General features: G+C 72.5%; 19 protein-coding genes. 10 read left to right on the top strand and 9 right to left on the bottom strand.

Going from position 1 to position 18,036, the window contains the following annotated elements; genetic code table 11:
• Position 1 precedes the first annotated feature (1 nt).
• The 5 genes from C4T42_RS06505 to C4T42_RS06485 are packed head-to-tail and all read right to left on the bottom strand — an operon-like array spanning position 2 to position 5,862.
• Complete coding sequence (locus C4T42_RS06505; protein ID WP_020090573.1) at positions 2-943, bottom strand: glycosyltransferase family 2 protein; 942 nt, start codon at positions 941-943, stop codon at positions 2-4.
• Entirely contained in the window at positions 940-2,544 is a 1,605-nt protein-coding gene (locus C4T42_RS06500) for an O-antigen ligase family protein (RefSeq protein WP_020090572.1), read from the bottom strand. The genes C4T42_RS06505 and C4T42_RS06500 overlap by 4 nt, the downstream gene beginning before the upstream one ends.
• The gene (locus C4T42_RS06495) at positions 2,541-3,182 is read right to left on the bottom strand and encodes a CpsD/CapB family tyrosine-protein kinase (RefSeq protein WP_020090571.1); all 642 of its coding nucleotides are present in this window, start codon (positions 3,180-3,182) and stop codon (positions 2,541-2,543) included. Before C4T42_RS06495 ends, C4T42_RS06500 begins: the two co-directional genes overlap by 4 nt.
• Positions 3,179-4,711, bottom strand: coding sequence for a Wzz/FepE/Etk N-terminal domain-containing protein (locus C4T42_RS06490; protein ID WP_103984895.1), 1,533 nt, complete (start codon positions 4,709-4,711; stop codon positions 3,179-3,181). The genes C4T42_RS06495 and C4T42_RS06490 overlap by 4 nt, the downstream gene beginning before the upstream one ends.
• A complete protein-coding gene (locus C4T42_RS06485) occupies positions 4,708-5,862 on the bottom strand; it encodes a polysaccharide biosynthesis/export family protein (RefSeq protein WP_020090569.1) in 1,155 nt (384 codons plus the stop codon). Before C4T42_RS06485 ends, C4T42_RS06490 begins: the two co-directional genes overlap by 4 nt.
• Positions 5,863-6,320: 458 nt before the next feature.
• Between C4T42_RS06485 and C4T42_RS06480 the strand changes: the two genes are divergently transcribed.
• The 5 genes from C4T42_RS06480 (at position 6,321) to C4T42_RS06460 (ending at position 9,848) form a co-directional block, all read left to right on the top strand.
• Positions 6,321-7,424: a LuxR family transcriptional regulator gene (locus C4T42_RS06480; protein ID WP_103984894.1), complete on the top strand. Its 1,104-nt coding sequence runs from the start codon at positions 6,321-6,323 to the stop codon at positions 7,422-7,424.
• A 98-nt stretch (positions 7,425-7,522) separates the two neighbouring features.
• Entirely contained in the window at positions 7,523-7,723 is a 201-nt protein-coding gene (locus C4T42_RS06475; protein WP_012322375.1) for a hypothetical protein, read from the top strand.
• Between the two features lie 393 nt (positions 7,724-8,116).
• Positions 8,117-8,326, top strand: coding sequence for a hypothetical protein (locus C4T42_RS06470; protein WP_020090567.1), 210 nt, complete (start codon positions 8,117-8,119; stop codon positions 8,324-8,326).
• Between the two features lie 142 nt (positions 8,327-8,468).
• The gene (locus tag C4T42_RS06465; protein WP_020090566.1) at positions 8,469-8,999 is read left to right on the top strand and encodes a GNAT family N-acetyltransferase; all 531 of its coding nucleotides are present in this window, start codon (positions 8,469-8,471) and stop codon (positions 8,997-8,999) included.
• Between the two features lie 237 nt (positions 9,000-9,236).
• Positions 9,237-9,848 (top strand): DUF2147 domain-containing protein, encoded by a 612-nt coding sequence (locus C4T42_RS06460; protein WP_020090565.1) that lies wholly within the window; start codon positions 9,237-9,239, stop codon positions 9,846-9,848.
• A 28-nt stretch (positions 9,849-9,876) separates the two neighbouring features.
• Here the strand turns inward: C4T42_RS06460 and C4T42_RS06455 are convergent, their stop codons facing one another.
• Positions 9,877-11,100, bottom strand: a complete 1,224-nt coding sequence (locus tag C4T42_RS06455; RefSeq protein WP_020090564.1) for a serine hydrolase domain-containing protein — start codon at positions 11,098-11,100, stop codon at positions 9,877-9,879.
• 52 nt (positions 11,101-11,152) lie between these two features.
• On the bottom strand, positions 11,153-11,662 hold the full coding sequence (locus C4T42_RS06450) for a DUF427 domain-containing protein (protein ID WP_020090563.1): 510 nt from the start codon (positions 11,660-11,662) through the stop codon (positions 11,153-11,155).
• Between the two features lie 114 nt (positions 11,663-11,776).
• On the opposite strand from C4T42_RS06450, the gene otsB reads away from it, so the two are divergent.
• From otsB to C4T42_RS06435, 3 genes are all read left to right on the top strand, one after another.
• A complete protein-coding gene (gene otsB, locus C4T42_RS06445) occupies positions 11,777-12,520 on the top strand; it encodes a trehalose-phosphatase (protein ID WP_103984893.1) in 744 nt (247 codons plus the stop codon).
• 29 nt (positions 12,521-12,549) lie between these two features.
• Entirely contained in the window at positions 12,550-12,954 is a 405-nt protein-coding gene (locus C4T42_RS06440; protein ID WP_103984892.1) for a DUF4260 domain-containing protein, read from the top strand.
• A gap of 117 nt (positions 12,955-13,071) precedes the next feature.
• Positions 13,072-14,073 (top strand): glucokinase, encoded by a 1,002-nt coding sequence (locus C4T42_RS06435; RefSeq protein ID WP_103984891.1) that lies wholly within the window; start codon positions 13,072-13,074, stop codon positions 14,071-14,073.
• 85 nt (positions 14,074-14,158) lie between these two features.
• On the opposite strand, the gene C4T42_RS06430 is transcribed toward C4T42_RS06435, so the two are convergent.
• The gene (locus C4T42_RS06430) at positions 14,159-15,631 is read right to left on the bottom strand and encodes an MFS transporter (protein WP_024828057.1); all 1,473 of its coding nucleotides are present in this window, start codon (positions 15,629-15,631) and stop codon (positions 14,159-14,161) included.
• A 160-nt stretch (positions 15,632-15,791) separates the two neighbouring features.
• On the opposite strand from C4T42_RS06430, the gene C4T42_RS06425 reads away from it, so the two are divergent.
• Together C4T42_RS06425 and C4T42_RS06420 are read left to right on the top strand one after the other, a co-directional pair.
• Complete coding sequence (locus C4T42_RS06425; protein ID WP_234082123.1) at positions 15,792-16,079, top strand: hypothetical protein; 288 nt, start codon at positions 15,792-15,794, stop codon at positions 16,077-16,079.
• Between the two features lie 104 nt (positions 16,080-16,183).
• Positions 16,184-17,125, top strand: a complete 942-nt coding sequence (locus C4T42_RS06420) for a glyoxylate/hydroxypyruvate reductase A (protein ID WP_103984890.1) — start codon at positions 16,184-16,186, stop codon at positions 17,123-17,125.
• A 10-nt stretch (positions 17,126-17,135) separates the two neighbouring features.
• Here the strand turns inward: C4T42_RS06420 and C4T42_RS06415 are convergent, their stop codons facing one another.
• Complete coding sequence (locus C4T42_RS06415) at positions 17,136-18,029, bottom strand: LysR substrate-binding domain-containing protein (RefSeq protein WP_103984889.1); 894 nt, start codon at positions 18,027-18,029, stop codon at positions 17,136-17,138.
• Positions 18,030-18,036: the final 7 nt, after the last annotated feature.

Raw genomic sequence — 18,036 nt, 5'->3', positions numbered from 1 at the left:
TTCATCGCGGTCGGAGACGAAGACTGCGCAGGTGCCCGGAGAACCTGCGCATGTCCTCGGCCTTGCGGGCGAGGTCCGGCTGCCGGCGCAGCCGGGCCGCGACACCGTAGGCCACGGCCCGCAGGGTGAAGCCGAGCCGGAGCGGGCCGGAGAAGAAGGCGGGCGACGACAGGAGCCGCCCGGCATTGCGCAGGCTGTAGATGGCCGCCAGCCCGTCGAGCCAGCGTGCCGAGCGGGCGCTTCCCGAGCCGCCCTGGAGATGGGTGACGGCGATGTCCGGGCGGTAGGCGACGCGCAGGCCGGCATCGCGCAGTCGGCAGCCCCAGTCCACGTCCTCGCCGTAGAGGAACATCGGGCTCTCCAGGCCGCCGATCGCGGCGATCGCCGAGCGGCGCAGCAGCAGGCAGGCCCCGCAGATCCAGTCGACGTCGAGCGCCCGCGCCCCCCTGGCCTGGCGGCTCACGAGGTAGAGGCCGCGCAGCCCGAGGCGGCCCGACAGGCCGGCGGCGTGCACCAGGATCGAGAGCGGGCGCGGCTCGTAGCCGGCGTCACCGACCTGATGCGTCCCGTCCGGGAAGGTCAGGCGCGGGCCGACCGCCCCGACATCCGGTTGCGCGTCGAGATGGTCCAGGAGGCCCGCGAGCGCGTCCGGGTCGTGCAGGAACGCGTCGGGGTTGAGGAGCAGGATCGCGGTACCGCGCGCGTGCTCCAGCGCGCGCGCGTTGCCGCCCGCGAAGCCGTGATTGGTCGGCTCGGCGATGACCCGCACCCAGGGAAAGGCCCGCGCGACGCGCTCGGGCGTCCCGTCGGTGGAGGCATTGTCGACGAGGATCACCTCGTAGGGGCGTCTCACCCGGCTCGCCGCCAGCAGGTCCAGGCAGGTCTCGATGTCCCGGCCGGCATTGTAGGTGACGATCAGGACGCTGAGGCTGACGGCGCTCACGGACGGTCTCCGTACGCTGCGAGGGATGGGCGACGCCCGGACGGCACGGGGATCCGCTCCGGACGCGCGCGCGCCGCGCCGATCGGGCCCGTCGACGCGACCGCCCGGGACGCTGCGACGGCCCTGCGCCGCTGCGCCGCCCGCACCCCGGCGATCAGCCCGAGGCCGGTGTAGAGCAACTCGGCGATGCCGAGATTCAGGCGGAAGCCCGGATCGACCAGCCCGTGCAGCAGGTGCGCGATCAGGCCGACCGCGCAGGCGGCCGCGATCGCCGCGAGCGGATCGCCCACCGGGGCGCGGCGGGCGGCGCGGAAGCCCCGGGCGATGCCGATGCCGAAGACCAGCGCGAAGGCCGCGTAGCCGACGACCCCGACCTCGGTGAGGATCAGGATGTGCAGGTTGTGCACCACGTGGTTCGACCGGTCGAACAAACCGGCGAGCCGGGACAGGCCGGTCCTGTCGAGAACCGCGAACTGGTTGCCGAAGTTGTTCAGGCCGACGCCGAAGATCGGGAACTGCTCGAACAGGGCGAGGGCCGCGGCGTTCAGCGGGCCGCGCTGGGCGGCCGAGCCGCCGTCGTCGGCGGTGAGCCGCTCCCAGATCAGCGGGCCGGCGTAGAGCGCCGCGACGGCGCCGACGATCGCCAGCAGGCCGAGGACGATCAGGCTCGTCCGGGAGAACAGGCGGTCGCGGTAGACCAGCAGGATCAGGAGGGCGGCCGAGACCGGGAAGGTCAGCCAGGACGCGCGCGACAGGGTCAGGACCACGCCGACCAGGGCCGAGGCGGCGCCCGCCGCCCCCGCGAGGCGCAGGAGCAGCGGGCCGCGCGACAGGGCCAGCGCCAGGGCGAGCGGCCAGACGAACTCGTAGTAGTAGCCGAGGATGTTCGGGTGGACCTTCAGTCCGCCGGCGCGGCGCTGGGCCGAGAAGTTGATGTTCTCCTCGACGATCTGTTCCTCGCCCAGCACCGACAGGCCGAGTTCCGAGCCCGAGACGTATTGCAGGCCTGCCACCGCGGTCTGGACGAGGCAGAGGGCGCAGATCGCCAGCGCGAGGGTCCGGATGTCGCCCTCGGACAGGTTCGAGACCGCGACCGAGACCAGGAGGAGGCCGGCGAAGCGCCACGTGTCGAACCAGAGATAGGCCGGGTCGGTGGCGTTGGAGAGCGAGAGCAGCCCCGCGATCAGGAAGCCGAGCTGCGTCAGCACGAGGGGCCGGTCGAGCCGCAGGCCCGGGGCGTCCTCCCCGAGTCCGGTGAGCTTGGCGACGATCAGCGCCGTGGCCACCAGCAGGGCGACGCTCACCGTCAGGCCGGCGCCGCCGCCGATGCTCGGCAGGTACTGTCCGACGGCCTCGAAATGCTGGAGGAAGCTGACGTCGAGCTTGACCGTCAGCCCGACCGCGAGGGCGACGAGCAGGAGCGGCGTGAGGCGATAGAGCCGCCCGACGATCAGGGCGCCGACCCCGCCGAAGGCCGCCGCGAGGCCGACGACGGCGAATTTGAGCGGCGCCGCGCTCAGGGCGATCGCCCCGGCCGCGGCCGCGAAGCCGATCCCGGCGAGCGGCAGGACCCGCAGCGCGCGGACGGGCGCCGCGCTCATCCGAGCCACCGGTAGAGCCATCGCGGGATCGGCCGCCGCGTGCGGTTCAGGACGACGCCGAGCGGCGCCCCGCCGGCGGCCTTGAGGTCGGCCAGGGCGCGCTGCGCCACGGCCCGACGGGTGCGCTCGGCGCCGATCACCACGATGAAGCCGTCCACGAAGGGGGAGAGCGCGGCGGCGTCGCCGATCTCGGTGATCGGCTCGCAATCCACGATCGCGAGCTCGAAGCGGTCGTCGACGAGCGCCAGGAAATCCTCCACGCGGCCGTCGTCCAGGGTCGCCTGGCGGATGGCCGACGGGCTGCCCGCGGGCACGACGCTGAGGTTGTCGGCGACCGGGTGGACGCCGCGGCTCGGGGCGACCGTGCCGGCGACGATGTCGGCGAAGCCCGGCTGGCCGGTCAGGCCGTAGGCCTCCGCCAGCGACGGGCGGGACCAGTTCGCCTCGATCAGAACGGCGCTGCGGCCCCGCCGGGCGTAGGCGCCGGCGAGTTCACGCGCGAGGGTGCTGACGCCCTCGCCGGGCTGGACCGCGGTGAGGCCGACCCGGCGCACGCGCGCCTCGTGCCGGGTGAGCTGGACGAGGGCCGGCTCCAGGATCGCCGGATCGATCTTCGGCGCGATGGCGGCGGCGATCATGCGGCGGCTCCCGTCTGCAGCGGCACCGCGGCCAGCACCGGCACCCGCAGCGAGCGGGCGACCTCCGACGCGCTGCGGTAGGTCTGGGCCAGGATCTCCGCCAGGGCGACGTAGGCCAGGGCGGCGAGCAGGCCGAGACCGGCCGCGAGCCCGAGGATCAGCGGCCGGTTCGGGCCGGAGGGCAGCCGCGGCGGCACGGCGCGCGCCACGAGGGCCGAGGAGGTGACGGCCTGCGCGTCGAGACCCGTGCCGGTCTTCAGAGCGTCGATCCGCTTCTGGGTCTCGGTGATCTCGTCGGTGAGCAGGCCCTTCTGCTGGGTCAGCCGGCCGTAGGCCAGCGCCGCGTCGCTCTGGCCGATGGCCGCCCGGCGGCGGGTCTGCTCGATCCCCGTGATGCTCTGGATCTTCTCGGCGAGGATGGCGAGCTTCGCCGTGTCGGCGGCGAGGAGCGCCTGATACTTCTGCCGGGCCAGGGCCGCGAGGTCCCGATCGAGGCTCACGAACTCGGGGGCGGTCGGCCGGAACCGCACCGCCAACTCGGCGCGCTTCGTCCGCAGGTCCGCCCAGCGCTGGTCGAAGGCCGTGACCGTCGGGTCCGCGTCGGGCGGCGTCGGCTGCCAGCGGTCGGGTCCGGCCTCGCGGGTGCGCTTGAGCCGGGTCTCGACCACCTCGCGCTCGATCTGCGCCGCCGATTTCTGCTTGGCGAGGTCAGCGAGGGTGCCGAGGTCGTTCTGCTGCTCGATCTCGAAGCTCGCGGTGTTGTTGCCCTTGAGGTAGGTCGAGAGCTGCGCGTCGATGGCGGCGAGGTCGGCCCGGGCGCGCTCCAGCTTGCTCTGGTAGAACGAGGCGGGAGTCTCGTCGGCGTAGACCTCCACGTGGCGGCGCTTGTAGGCGTCGAGCAGCCGGTTCAGCGCCTGGGCGGCGAAGTGCGGGTCCGTCCAGGTGAAGCCCGTGAGGATCACGTCCGTCTCCTTCACGAAGACGACCTTGAACGCCGCGAAATACGCCTCGTAGAGCTTCTCGTCCGGGGTCAGGTGGCGCAGCAGGCCCACCGCCTCGAACGGGATCCGCACCGTATCGACGACCCAGGTCTTGACCGCCTTCGCGCTCCGCACGGCCTGACGGCCCTGGTAGATCAGCCAGTCGGTCCAGTCCGCCGGGCGCGGCCCGAGGTCGCCGGTCGGGGTGATCGCCTTCAGCGTCGCAAATTCGTCGCGCACGATGCTGGGATCGCGCAGGATCTCGATCTCGTTGTTCACGTTCTGCGCGCGCTCCGAGAACATGTAGTTCTGGTTCGCGCCGCCCTGGAGCGGGGCGCCCGCCTTCTCGCGGCCGAGACGGATGATCAGCTTGGCGTCGGCCGTGTACTCGGCCGGCGTCAGCAGCAGGTAGATCCCGGCGCCGAGGATCGCCGCGACGAGGATCAGCAGCGCCGGCCGGATGTGCCGGAACAGGGCCGCGAGGGCGTCGCGGAGGTCGAAGGCCGGGCCCTCGACCGCGTCGGCGGCGGTCAGGTCGCTCTGCCTCACGTGCCGGACCTCACGGTGGCGCTGGTGGAGGTGCTGGCGGACGGGCCGGTGATGTAGTTCACGCCGAAGCCGGTCCCGTTGAAGAGCAGGATCTGGCGCACCACGAGGTCCACCGCGCGGGCGGTCTTGGCCAGCAGCGAGGGCGGCACGTAGACGGTGGCGTTGGGCGGCACCACGATCGAGTCCGCCAAGCCCGGCTGGCCGATGTCGACGATGCGCACGCTGCCGGCCGCCTCGGCGTCGAAGCGGATGATCCGCACGGCCTCGCCGGCCGCGGTCGGCAGGACGCCGCCGGCCGAGCCCAGGACCTGCGCCAGCGTCCGCGGCCCCTGCAGGGTGACGGGACCCGGCGCGCGGACCTCGCCGAACACCATGGTGTTGGCCGGGACGAGGCTCGCGAGCCGGACGCTGGTCGTCACCGAGGCCAGCTGGTGCTTGTAGGCGGCGTTCAGGCTGCCCATGACCTCGTGGACGGTCCGGCCCGCCGCCTGGACCGGAGGCACCATCGGCAGGTTGATCTTGCCGTCCGGCTCGATCGCCAGGACCTTCACGCGGCCCATGTCGGCCCGCTGGGTGAGGTCGCGGAAATCGTCGGTGACGGTGCGGAACCGGCGCAGCATCAGGGTGACGACCGGATCGATCAGCACGTCGTCGTAGGTGCTCTTGATCAGCGCGGCGGCCGCCTCCGGCGACAGGCCGGCGACCTTGATGCCGTTCTTGCCCGGCAGCGAGATCCGGCCGTCCGGCCGGACGATCACCGTACGGTTGTATTCCGGGTGCGTGCGGAAATCGACGTCGAACTCGTCGTTCGGGTTCAGGCGGTAGGTCGGCTGGACGACGCTGGAATCGATCAGGAACGAGACTTCCAGGTTGTCGCCGACGTTGAGCCGGTAGTTCGCCAGCCCGAGGCGCATGGTCCGCCCGACCTCCTCTTGGGCGGCCGCGACCAGCGCGGCCGGGAGGCCCTCGGTGACCGAGCCGGTCTGAGCCACGTCGAGGCCGGAGCGCGCCGCGCTCTGCGGGCGCCCGGAACTGCAGCCGGCGAGCAGCGGCGCGCAGGCGACGAGCGCGAGCGCGACCGCCGAGGCACCGGATGGCCGGCCGGGACGCCGTCGCGCGACACCGAGGAACGCAGACAGGGTAAACGCCATCGACCTTCAGCCGCATCCTGCTCGAGTGCGCTCGTCCCATCACAACTCGTGATCGAACCGCGCACCGCGATACAATCGCCAAGCTTGGTTAACGAGGCTTGAACCCGGCTCTCGGCAACTCTATCAGAAGTTGTGTGTGGCAAGCCGTGGCAAAGTGCTGAGCCTCGCCCGCCCCGTAGAGGGGGGCGGGTTCCGGCGCAGGCCGAACGCGTGTGCGCGGCCGGGGCGCAGTCGTTCCCGCCGCCGGCGGGTCGATGCGCGGATCCCGCCGCGGCGGTGCCGTCTCCCGACAAGTCCCGCGCACGCTCCCGCCGATCTAAACCTGTAATTAGAGGGATGCTTGCCCGGATTTAAGAACCTGATCTATAGTTCGACGGTATGGAGCCGTACCGAGCGAGGACGAGAGTTCGACAAGCCGGCGCGGGGCGCCAGTATCCGGCGCGGCGGAGGCGCGTCACATGTCGGGCGTGAGGCCGGATCTCTTCGCCCGCCTGCACGACGACCTGGAGTCCGGCTTCCGGGAGGACCTCGAGGAGGCCGTGATCGATCCCGCGCGCTGGCCTGACTTGGCCGAGCGCGTCGTGCGGGCGTCCGGCAGCGAGGGCGCCCTCCTTCTGCGCTCCGACCGGACCGGCCTCGAATCGCTCTGCACCGCCTCCCTCGCCGACGCCTCGCGCCGCTACTTCGACGAGGGCTGGCACCGCGACGACCATCGCCTCCGCGGCATCCCGCTCATGCGGACGCGCGGGATCGCGGTCGATCAGGACTTCACCACGCCGGAGGAGATCGCGCGCCTGCCCTTCTACCAGGACCTGCTGGCCTCCCGCGGCCTGCGCTGGTTCGCCGGGATCGGCTTCTCCGTGAAGGGACGCCTGTGGTGCCTCTCCCTGCAGCGGACCGTGGAGCAGGGACCGTACGAGCTGCACGAGCAGCGGCGCCTCGCGACCCTGTCGCCGCTCCTGCAGCGCGCGGGCCTGCTGACGTCGATGGTCGAGCGGGCCCGGCTCGCGGGGCTGACGCAGGCCTTCGAGCTGATCGACCGCGCCGCCCTGATTCTCGACGCCGACGGACGGGCGCTCCGCTGGAACGACGCGTTCGGCGTCCTCCTCGGGCGCGACCTGAAGCTCGCGGGCGGTCGCCTCACCGCGGAGGATCCGGAGGCGGCGCGGCAGCTCGAAGCCCTGGCGCGGCCCTCCGGCCGCCCGCCGATCTCGGCGGTCGTCGCGGCGCGACGGGACGGGCCGCCGCTCGTGATCCACGTCGTGCCGCTGGTCGGGCCGAGCCGCGGCCTGTTCGCCGGGGCGAGCACGCTGCTCCTCGGGAGCGTGCCCGGGGCCCCGGCCGCGCCCGCGACCGCGATCCTCCAGGCGGCCTATCGGCTGACCCCGGCGGAGGCGCGCCTCGCCCAGGCGCTGTCGAGCGGGATCTCGCTGGCCGAAGCCGCTTCGCGATTCGCGATCACCGCGGCGACCGCGCGCTCGCAGCTGAAGGCGATCTTCGCCAAGACCGGAGCGACGCGCCAGTCGGATCTCGTGCGGCTCGTGGCCGGGCTCGCGCGCTGACGGGTCACGGTTCCGAGAGGCGCGCGGCCCTGTCGCGTCGGCGCCGGAACGGGTGGGGCCGGCCGCCGGTTGCCGCAGGAACGACAGGAGATGTCTCGATGACGAATCGGATCGCACTCGTTTCCGCCCTGGCCGTCGCGGGCCTGCTGGCCGGCGCGCCCGCCCAGGCGAAGGGCTGCCTCAAGGGCGCCGTGGTCGGCGGCGTCGCCGGGCACATGGCCGGACACGGCAAGATGGGCGCGGCCGCGGGCTGCGCGATCGGTCACCACAACGCCAACAAGAAGGCCAAGCAGGGCTGACCGTCCCGACGCCGTCTGCTTAGACGGCGATCGGATCGGCCAGAGGGTGATGACCAAGTCATCGCCGCTTCTCCGAAGCCGGATTCCCAGCGGAATCCGGCTTCGCTGCGTTCTGGGCCATGGCGCCAGCGAGATCGGTTCGCGCGGCACCTGACCTTCTCACCCAGATGACGGGACCGTCGGCGCGGCGCCCGCCGACCCGGACCGCCCGCGCGTCCACGTCTCCAGTCGCCCTCGCTCCACCCTTTCGCACCGCGTCGCGCTCGGCCCCCGCCCGCAAGCCCCGCGCAAGCCGGCCGTTGACCTTACTTTCGAGCTATTCTAATTAAGAACTGTGGAGGGCGCGCCGCCGAGGCGGTCCCCTCCCTCCGAGATACCCGATGGAGAGACCCGATGGCCGGTTCCGCGAACGCCGCTTGCGAAAGCTGCCGCTTCTTCGACGATCACAAGCTCAACGGTGCCCAGGCGCAGGGTGACGAGGGCCTCTGCCGCTTCAATCCGCCGGTCAGCCAGCCGGCCCCCGAGTCGAAGGGCCTCTGGCCGGTCGTGGCCTCGAAGGACTGGTGCGGCCACTTCACGGCCGAGATGTCCGCCGCCGAGTAAGTCATCGCATCCTCGAGTCGTGCGGGATCTGCGCCGAGGCGCCGGTCCCGCCGAGGCTCCGCCACCGTCCGCGGGATCGAGCCGCGCCCGGCTCGTGCGGGGCAGATTGCCGGAGCCGCGCCGCCTCGCGTAACCTGCGGCCGTGACAGACGTGATACGCCCGGCCACGGAGGCCGACCTTCCCGCCATCGCGGCGATCTACGGCGACGCCGTCGCCTCCAGCACGGCCAGCTTCGAGACGGAGCCGCCGACGCTGGCCGAGATGACGCGCCGCTTCGAGGTGCTGCGCGCGGGCGGCTTTCCCTACCTCGTGGCCGAACGGGACGGCGCGGTCGCGGGCTACGCCTATGCCGGCCCCTATCACCAGCGCGCCGCCTATCGCTCGACCCTCGAGGATTCGATCTACGTCGCCCGGACGGCCCGCGGCGGCGGAGTCGGCCGGCGCCTGCTCGCCGCCCTGATCGCGGCGAGCGAGCAGATCGACTGCCGGACCCTGGTCGCCATCATCGCCGAGAGCGGCTCACCCGCCTCGATCGCGCTGCACGCGAGCCTCGGCTTCACGCCCGTCGGAACGCTCGCGGGAGTCGGCCACAAGCACGGGCGCTGGCTCGACGTGACGCTCATGCAGCGCAGCCTCGGACCCGGCCGCAGCCTTCCGCCGACCCGGATCTGACCGTCCAACGCGCACCGATCCCAGTATCGCCGGGTCGATTCCCGTCCAGAGTCCCGGCTGAGTTGTCATGATGCGGACAACTTCGCGCGGGAGAGGGCGGGCATGACGCGCACGCCGTCCGGTTCTCGGCGCGGGCGCGATGACGCGGAGGGAGCGATCCTTCCTGCGCGGAAGCGGCACACGCGAGGACGGGCGGTCAAGGCTCCATCACGACTCGCGAGGGATGGGAGTTCGGGTATGCGGTTTACATCGATCGGTCGCCGGGTAGCGCCGCTCGCGATCCTGGCGCTCTCGGCGCTGGCGGGCACGGCCCAGGCCAAGACGCCGACCGATCCCAGCGGCACCTATCTCACCGAGGACGGCCGCGCGCGCGTGCGCCTCGAGAAGTGCGGGACCGCGGGTGACCGGCTGTGCGGATACGTGGTCTGGCTGAAGGTCCCGCTGAACGACAAGGGCGAGCCGCGGATCGACTTCAAGAACCCCGATCCCAAGAAGCAGGCCCGGCCGTCCCTCGGACACCAGCTGATCCTGGGCCTGAAGCCGAATGCCGACGCCCATTACGAGGGCAAGATCTACAATTCCGAGGACGGCAAGTCCTACGACGTCACCATCTGGACCGAGACGGCCGGCGAGCTGACGGTGCGCGGCTGCCTGATCGCGTTCCTGTGCAAGTCGCAGACCTGGACCAAGGTGACCGATCTCGCGCCGGGCCAGCTCCCCGGCCCGACCAACGGTGCGAACGGTCCGCGCAGCGATCCCGAATACGCCACCGCCGCCCCGAAGCCGACCGCCAAGGCCGGCGCGAAGCCGGCTCAGAAGCCGGCCGCCGAGGCGCCCAAGGAGGAGTGACCGGCGCGGACCCGCGCGTGGCCGGCCCTCACTCGGCCAGGGCCGCGTAGGTCAGGACGCGCAGCTCGCGCCGGATCGGCAGGGCCGAGGACGGGACGAGCTGCGTCATGAGCACCACCGACAGGTCCTCGGCCGGGTCGATCCAGAACGCCGTCGAAGCGAGGCCGCCCCAGGCGACCTCACCGGGCGTGCCGAGGATCTGGGCCCGGGCGGGGTCGAGCATCACCGAGAAGCCCAGGCCGAAGCCGATGCCGGTGTAGGAGGTCTCGGCGAAGCGCGGCGTGCCCATCGCCGCGAGGTCGCCCGGCAGGTGATTCGCCAGCATCAGGTCGACCGTCTTGCGGCCCAGCAGGCGCGCGCCGTCGAGGGTGCCCCGGTTGAGGATCATCCGGCAGAAGCGCTGATAGTCCGCCGCCGTCGAGACGAGGCCGCCGCCGCCCGACGCGATGGCGGGCGGGCGCGCGAAGGCCGTGTCCACGGAATCGTCGAACAGGCGCAGCTGCCGCGCGCGGTCGTACGCGTAGGTGGCGCAGAAGCGCGGCATCAGCTCGGGCCGCACATGGAAGTCGGTATCGACCATGCCGAGGGGCCCGATCACCGCGTCGCGGAGATGGTCGGCGAACGGGCGGCCGGTCAGCGCGGCCACGTACTGGCCGAGCACGTCGGTGGCGACGCTGTAGTTCCAGGCGCTGCCCGGCTGGGCGAGGAGCGGCAGCTTCGCGACCCGCGCGGTCATCTCGGCGAGGGTGCCCTCGCGCGCCAGGAAGTCGACGCCCTGCTCGCGGTACTGCGCGTCGACCAGGGTCGCCTCCATGAAGCCGTAGGTCAGCCCGGCCGTGTGGGTCAGCAGGTCCCGCACGGTGATCGCCCGGCGGGCCGGTTCGGTCTCGAGCTTCGCCCGGTTGCCGCCCACGGCGACGCGCATCTCGGCGAACTCGGGCAGGACCCGGGCGATCGGATCGTCGAGCTGGAACAGGCCCTGCTCGTAGAGCTGCATCACCGCCACCGAGGTCAGCGGCTTGGTCATCGAGTAGATCCGGGTGACCGTGTCGAGGGTGAACGGCGTTGCCCGGGCGAGGTCGGCCTGCCCGCAGGCGCGCGCGAAGGCGATGCGCCCGCGCCGCGCCACGGTGACCGACAGTCCGGCCAGCCGGCCGTCGCCGACGAGGCGGTCCATCCACGGCACGATCCGGGCGAGCCCCTCCGGGCTGAACCCGGCGCCGGTCGGATCGGTCTCGGTCAGCGCGGTCATGCGGTCTCCTCGTGGTGGCCTTTCGCGAACGTAGAAGGGGCGGGGGACGAAATCACCAGCCCATCGTTCCGGGACCGCCCTTGAACGGGCCGACGATGCCGGGCGTGATCCAGCCGCCGTAGAAGTTTCCCGGTTGCGGCGTCACCGGGTCCGCCCCGACGAAGCAGGCGTCCATCGGGCCGGCGTAGAACGCGACGTAGCCGGCGATCGCGCGGAAATCCGGGGTCGGATCCGGGTAGGCCCAGGCCGCCCCGGGCACGAGACGGTCGCCGCCGCGCGCGTCGAACAGGACCGCCTGTCCCTTCCACTCGCAGATCCCGCCGCTCCGCCGGTTCACGAGCGTCCCGTCCGCGATGTCGGCGGGCGGCAGGTAGTAGGTCGGCGGGTGCGAGGTCTCGAGCACCCGGAACCCGGAGCCCGTCTCGGCGATGACGCGGCCGCCGAGCACGACCCGCAGCCGGTCCGGGACGGATTCGAGCCGGGGCGGCCGCGGATAGTCCCAGACGCTCTCCTCGCCGGGTCCGACCGGATCGGGGACGGGCCGAAAGGGCGATCCGCGCATGGAGAACCTCGTGCTGTGCCGGTGCGGATTCAGATAGGGCAGTGCCGCCGGCGTTTGTCGTCCGGCGCGCCCGTGCTAGCCCGTCGCCGACACTCGAGCCCGGGATCGCCCGCGATGGACATCGCCCTCTTCCTCGACTTCGACGGCACGCTCGCCGAGATCGCGCCGCGTCCGGACGCCGTGCGGGTCGAGCCCGGCCTCGTGGAGGATCTGGAGCGGCTCCGGGCGCGACTCGGCGGCGCCCTCGCCATCGTCACCGGCCGGCCGGTCACGGTGATCGACGGCTTCCTGGCGCCGTCCCGGTTGGATGCGGCCGGTCTCCACGGCGTCGAGCGCCGGGTCGCCGGCGCGCTCACGGGCGGCCGCGCGGAGGACCATCCGGATCTGCGCCGGCAGGTCGCGCGCCTGCAGGCCGAGACCGCCGCGCTCGCGCAGGTCCTGATCGAGGACAAGGGCGCCTCGGTGGCGGTCCACTGGCGGCTCGCGAACCCGGACGATGCCCTGCGGGCCGAGACGCTGGTGAAGGGCACGGCGGAGGCGCTCGGCGCCGAATACCGCCTGCAACTCGGCAAGGCGGTCGGCGAGATCGTCCCCGCGCAGGCCACCAAGGCCCACGCGATCCGCACCTTCATGGCGCAGGCACCCTACGCCGGACGAGTCCCCGTCTTCTTCGGCGACGACCGCACCGACGAGATCGCCTTCGCGTCGATCAACGAAGACGGCGGCGTCGCGGTGCGCGTCGGTGACGGGGAGACCGTCGCCCGGCGGCGCCTGCCCGACCCCGCCGCCGTCCGTGCCCTGCTCAGCAACTGGGCTGCCGGTGGCGCGATCGACCCGGACGCGCTGCCGCCGGCCTGACTCGCCGCGCTGTCCAAGGGGAGGTCGCGATGTCGGGGCGTTCCGTCACGGGCTGGCCGCGCCTGCTGCTGCGGCTGGAGGGGGGCTGCATCTTGGTCGCCGCCCTGCTCGCCTATGGTTGGCTCGGGCCGTCGTGGTGGCTCTTCGCGGCGCTGCTTTTCGTCCCCGACCTGAGCATGCTGGGCTACGCGGCCGGTCCCGTGGTCGGCGCCGTGCTCTACAACGCGGCCCACACGCTCGCGCTGCCACTCGTCGGCCTGTCCCTGGCGATCGCTTCGGGCCATCCCGAGGCCGTCGGGCCGGTCCTCATCTGGCTGGCCCATATCGGCCTCGACCGCGCCCTCGGTTCCGGTCTCAAATACGGCAGCGGCTTCGGTGATACCCATCTCGGCGTGATCGGCCGGCCGCGTGACAAGACGATCGCGCAATCCTGAGCGGCGGACACCGCCGATTGGGACTTGCCCGCGCGGGGTCGCGCGGCCGATGAATCGCCGGAGCCGTGTTGGACGCGAGTCCCGTCGCGGCGGGCCAGAGAGCAGAGGCTAGTTGCGATGTTCGAGTTTCCGGTTCTGGTCGGCGACATCGGCGGGACGAACGCGCGATTCGGTCTGATCGAGAAGTCCGGCGACCAGCCCCGCCTCCTCGCGCACGAGGCGACCGCCGACCATCCCGATCCGTCGAGCGCCATCAAGGCATCGCTGGCCAAGGGCGGCGGCCCGGCACCGCGCTCGGCCATCCTGGCGATCGCCGGCCGGGTCGACGGGCCGGAGATCCAGCTGACGAACGCGCACTGGAAGATCGCCGGCCAGCGCATCGCCGAGGATTTCGGGCTCTCCTCCGCGACGGTGGTCAACGACTACGTGCCGGTGGCGGCCGGCGCCGCCGATATCGAGCCGCACGACCTCACGCCGGTCGGCCCCTGTCCCCCCGTGCCCGGCGGCGCCCGCGTGGTGCTGGGCCCCGGGACCGGCTTCGGCGCGGCCGCGCTGGTCCCCTATGCGGCGCATCTCGCCATCGTCTCCACCGAGGTCGGCCACACCGATATCGGTCCGGCCGACGCCTTCGAGGAGAAGGTCTGGCACGCGCTGGAGCGGGTCGAGGATCGGATCACCGTGGAGACGGTGCTGTCGGGGCCGGGCCTGTCGCGGCTCCACGCGGCCGTCGCCCATGTTCGGACCGGGCAGCCGCACGAGAAGATCGAGCCGGCCGCGGTCACCGAGGCCGGTCTCAGCGCCACCGATCCGCACGCCGCGGAGACGCTCGAGCTGTTCGGCCGGGTGCTCGGACGCGTCTGCGGCGACCTCGCGCTGACCTTCCTGGCGACGAGCGGCGTCTATATCGGCGGGGGCATCGCGCCCCGGATCCTCAAGGTGCTCGAGGAGAGCGGTTTCCGCACCGCCTTCGAGAAGAAGGCGCCCTTCGCCGAGATGATGCGCCGGATCCCGACCAGCGTGATCACCGTCCACGATCCCGCTTTCCGGGGCCTAGCGGCCCTGGCGAACGAGGGCGCCAAGTTCGTCTACCACGGGCAGGTGTGGCGGAAGGGGGCGTGAGCGCCCGCGGCGGCGTCGGCCGGGCGCGGAGCGAGGCCGGACGGCTTCGCTCCGCGCGCGAACCGCTGTCGCGCCGGGCCGGCCCTCAGGCCGCCGCGAGCGGCTTGGAGACCTCCTCCAGGGACTTGCCCTCCGCGGCGGTGCCCCAGATGCCTCCGACGACCGCCGCGATGAGCATCAGCACCGCGCCGAGGCCGTAGCCGAACAGCACCCAGTCGCGCGAGCCGGTCTCGACCAGCGTGCCGAACAGGAGCGGGCCCGAGACGCCGCCGATGCCGGTGCCGACCGCGTAGAAGGCCGCGATGGCCAGGGCCCGGATCTCCAGCGGGAAGGTCTCGGAGACCGTGAGATAGGCCGAGCTCGCCGCCGCCGAGGCGAAGAAGAACACCACCATCCAGGCCGCGGTCTGGCCGACCGGCCCGAGCACGTCGAGGCGGAACAGCAGGCCGACGCCGGCAAGGAGCAGAGCGGAGATGCCGTACGTGAAGGCGATCATCTTGCGCCGACCGATCGTGTCGAACAGCCGCCCGAGCAGCAGCGGGCCGAGGAACGAGCCGAGCGCGAAGGGCAGCAGGTACCAGCCGACATGGTTGCCGGGCACCTGATAGAAGCGCTCCAGCACCAGCGCGTAGGTGAAGAACAGCGCGTTGTAGAAGAAGGCCTGCGCGATCATCAGCGCGAGGCCGACCATGGTCTCCTTGCGGCTCGTCACGAACAGCGCCTTGAACACCTCCGACAGCGGGGTGTGGTCGCGGGTGCGGACCTTCATGCGCTTGCTCTCGTCCACCGGCGGCAGGGTGACGCCCTCGTCGGTGAAGCGCTTCTCGATTCCGGTGACGACGCGGTCGGCCTCCGCGGCGTAGCCGTGGGTGGCGAGCCAGCGCGGGCTCTCGGGGATCCAGGTGCGCAGGAGCAGGATCACGAGGCCGATGGCGCCGCCGGTGAAGAAGGCGACGCGCCAGCCCCAGGCCGGGTCGATCACCTCGGGCTTCAGGAGCACGATCGACATGAACGAGCCGAGCGCCGCGCCGATCCAGAACGAGCCGTTGATGACGAGGTTGGTCCAGCCGCGGACGCGGGCCGGGACCAGCTCCTGGATGGTCGAGTTGATCGCCGTGTACTCGCCGCCGATCCCCGCGCCCGTGAGGAAGCGGAAGAAGCAGAAGCTCCAGATGTTCCACGACAGGCCGGTAGCCGCCGTGGCGACGAGGTAGAGGGCCAGCGTGATGAAGAACAGCTTCTTCCGGCCGATCCGGTCGGTGAGCCAGCCGAAGCCGATCGCGCCGGTCACGGCGCCCACGAGGTAGCAGGAGGCGGCGAGGCCGACGTCGAACTCCGAGAACGACATCGGCGGCTGGCGCAGCGCGCCCACCAGGGAGCCGGCGAGGGTCACCTCGAGGCCGTCCAGCACCCAGGTGATGCCGAGCGCCACGATCACGAGGACGTGGAAGCGGCCCCAGGGCAGCCGGTCCAGGCGCGCGGAGATGTCGGTGTCGATCACGCGGCCGATCTCCGCGCGCTCCGGCGTCCCGGATCCCCCCTCGACCTTGCTCGCCATGTCCGCGTGTCCTCCCGAATCGCCTGTTTAACCGTGCCTGGACAGCGGGCATTTACCGCGACTGTAGGCAGGTGTTGGGAACGGGTTGGAAATCGATTCGGTTCGATTTCGTCTTCACGTGCGCGGCGCAGAACGGGGAGGTCCACGCGGTGCCCCTCCCATGCCCTCCTGCTCCACCCGGTCTCGCCGATCCTGGCCCCGCTACGCCCTGCTGGCCGCGATGACGCTCGGCGGGCTTGCCACCGCACCCACCGAGGGGGCGGACCGGCACCTCGAACGGCCCAAGCCCCGCGTCGCGATCCAAGCGGCCGAGCGCTGGCGCCTGCGTCCGACCGAGCCCGTCGTGGCGGCGACCACCGGCAGCATCCGCAAGCGGGCGGAGACCGCGATCCCCGAGGACCGGCGCAACGTCCGCCTCGTCTACCCGGCGCTGATCGAGGCGCGCTGACCGCGCCGGCGCCCGACCCATCTCGACGATCTGGATCCCGTCAGGCACAGCGCCTGCTTCGCCCGCGCGTGGACGGGCGGAGCGGTACGGTGCGGAGGATGCGGATGGCGGAGGCGATCGCCCTGGTCGGGTGCAAGGGGCCGGATCAGGAGGCGGAGTACCTGCGGATCCTCGCGGCGGCCATGCCCGAGGAGCGCCTGATCCCGTTCCGGTCGATGGACGACGCGGCCCGGGCGGCCGCGCGGGTCGCCGTCGTGGCCAACCCCGATCCGGCCGAGGTCGCGGCGCTGCCGGGTCTCGTCTGGGTGCAGAGCCTGTGGGCCGGGGTGGAGAAGCTCGTCGGCGCCTTCGACCGGCCGCTGCCGATCGTCCGCCTCGTCGACCGCGAGATGGCCCGCACCATGGCCGAGGCCGTCCTGGCCTGGACCTACTATCTCCAGCGTGACATGCCGGCCTACGCCCGGCAGCAGCGGGACCGGGTCTGGCGCCCGCACGCCTACCGCAAGCCGACCGACACCACGGTTGGCCTGCTCGGCCTCGGGGCGCTCGGGACCGCGGCGGCGGAGCGGCTGACCGGAGCCGGCTTCCGCGTCGTCGGGTGGAGCCGCAGCCCCAAGGCGGTGCCGGGCCTCGACACGGTCCACGGCGCCGACGGTCTCCCGGCGATGCTCGGCCGGTGCGACATCCTCGTCTGCCTCGTGCCGCTCACGCCGGAGACGCGGGGGCTCGTGAACGCCGAGCGCCTCGCGGCCCTGAAACCCGGCGCCGCGCTGATCAACTTCGCCCGCGGACCGATCGTCGTCACCGAGGACCTGATCGCCGCCCTGGACAAGGGCCACCTCGCCCACGCCGTGCTCGACGTCTTCGCGGTCGAGCCCCTGCCGGCGGAGTCGCCGCTGTGGTCGCATCCCGGGGTGACGGTGCTGCCGCACGTCTCGGGGCCGACCGACATGGATTCGGCGGCCGCCACGGTGGCGGCCAACCTGCGGGCCTATCGGCGGACCGGCCAGGTGCCGGACGGCGTCGACGCGGCGCGCGGATACTAGGGCGCGCGCCTCACAGCTTCGGGAATGTCGCCGCGAGGTGGTCGATCAGCACCCGCACGGCCGGCGGCAGCCCGCGCCGGGTCGTGAAGACGATGTGCACGATCCCGGGCTGACCCTGCCAGTCCGGGTAGACGGGCACGAGCCGGCCCGCCGCGACCGCGTCGGTGCAGGCGTGGTCGGGCAGGAACGCGACCCCCAGGCCGTCGGCCGCCGCGTCGCAGAGTGCGGCGAAGTCGCCGCAGGTCAGGCGCGGTTCGTGGCGCAGGGTGAAGATCGTGCCGTCGCGGTGCTCAAGCCGCCACTCCGCCTCGCCGGGATCGTCGCGGGTGCCGAGGGTCGGGACCGCGCCGAGCGCGGCGATGTCGGGGCCGAGGCCGCGCGCGACCCGCGGCGCGGCGACCAGGATCCAGCGCGAGGTTCCGAGCGTGCGCATGGTCAGCGACGCGTCGCTCGTGAGGTCCCGGCGGACCCGCAGCGCCACGTCGATCCGCTCCTCGATCAGGTCGACGGGCCGGTCGGTCACGACCAACTGCAGCCGCACCTTGGGGTAGCGGACGAGGAAGCCGCGGACGCGCGCCGCGACGATGTCGGTGAGGCCCGTGGGACAGCTCATGCGGATCCGCCCGTGCGGCTCGGTCTGCGCCTCCGCGACCAGCGCCTCGGCCCGCTCCGCCTCCAGCATGATCGCTCGGCAGCGCTCGTAGAAGCCCTGGCCGACCTCGGTCACGCGGAAGCGCCGGCTCGACCGCTCGATCAGGCGGGCGCCCAGGCGCGCCTCCAGGGCCGCGATGCGGCGGCTCAGCTTCGATTTTGGCTGGTGCAGCGCCCGGCCCGCCGCCGCGAAGCCGCCGTGCGCGACGACCTCGGCGAAGTAGACGTAGTCGTTGAGATCGGCGCGGATCATCGTTCCT

The sequence above is a fragment of the Methylobacterium sp. 190mf genome, assembly GCF_900107945.1.
Classification (GTDB): Bacteria; Pseudomonadota; Alphaproteobacteria; order Rhizobiales; family Beijerinckiaceae; genus Methylobacterium.
This window is presented reverse-complemented; position numbering and strand designations above follow the sequence as displayed.

What these genes read in the sequence shown, in the direction of transcription:
- C4T42_RS06425 (WP_234082123.1), top strand. Translation starts at nt 15,792, where the DNA reads ATGCCCTCCTGCTCCACCCGGTCTCGCCGATCCTGGCCCCGCTACGCC.
- C4T42_RS06455 (WP_020090564.1), bottom strand. Translation starts at nt 11,100, where the DNA reads ATGACCGCGCTGACCGAGACCGATCCGACCGGCGCCGGGTTCAGCCCG.
- C4T42_RS06430 (WP_024828057.1), bottom strand. Translation starts at nt 15,631, where the DNA reads ATGGCGAGCAAGGTCGAGGGGGGATCCGGGACGCCGGAGCGCGCGGAG.
- C4T42_RS06470 (WP_020090567.1), top strand. Translation starts at nt 8,117, where the DNA reads ATGGCCGGTTCCGCGAACGCCGCTTGCGAAAGCTGCCGCTTCTTCGAC.
- C4T42_RS06460 (WP_020090565.1), top strand. Translation starts at nt 9,237, where the DNA reads ATGCGGTTTACATCGATCGGTCGCCGGGTAGCGCCGCTCGCGATCCTG.
- C4T42_RS06450 (WP_020090563.1), bottom strand. Translation starts at nt 11,662, where the DNA reads ATGCGCGGATCGCCCTTTCGGCCCGTCCCCGATCCGGTCGGACCCGGC.
- C4T42_RS06480 (WP_103984894.1), top strand. Translation starts at nt 6,321, where the DNA reads ATGTCGGGCGTGAGGCCGGATCTCTTCGCCCGCCTGCACGACGACCTG.
- C4T42_RS06475 (WP_012322375.1), top strand. Translation starts at nt 7,523, where the DNA reads ATGACGAATCGGATCGCACTCGTTTCCGCCCTGGCCGTCGCGGGCCTG.
- C4T42_RS06495 (WP_020090571.1), bottom strand. Translation starts at nt 3,182, where the DNA reads ATGATCGCCGCCGCCATCGCGCCGAAGATCGATCCGGCGATCCTGGAG.
- C4T42_RS06435 (WP_103984891.1), top strand. Translation starts at nt 13,072, where the DNA reads ATGTTCGAGTTTCCGGTTCTGGTCGGCGACATCGGCGGGACGAACGCG.
- C4T42_RS06420 (WP_103984890.1), top strand. Translation starts at nt 16,184, where the DNA reads ATGGCGGAGGCGATCGCCCTGGTCGGGTGCAAGGGGCCGGATCAGGAG.
- otsB (WP_103984893.1), top strand. Translation starts at nt 11,777, where the DNA reads ATGGACATCGCCCTCTTCCTCGACTTCGACGGCACGCTCGCCGAGATC.
- C4T42_RS06440 (WP_103984892.1), top strand. Translation starts at nt 12,550, where the DNA reads ATGTCGGGGCGTTCCGTCACGGGCTGGCCGCGCCTGCTGCTGCGGCTG.
- C4T42_RS06485 (WP_020090569.1), bottom strand. Translation starts at nt 5,862, where the DNA reads ATGGCGTTTACCCTGTCTGCGTTCCTCGGTGTCGCGCGACGGCGTCCC.
- C4T42_RS06415 (WP_103984889.1), bottom strand. Translation starts at nt 18,029, where the DNA reads ATGATCCGCGCCGATCTCAACGACTACGTCTACTTCGCCGAGGTCGTC.
- C4T42_RS06500 (WP_020090572.1), bottom strand. Translation starts at nt 2,544, where the DNA reads ATGAGCGCGGCGCCCGTCCGCGCGCTGCGGGTCCTGCCGCTCGCCGGG.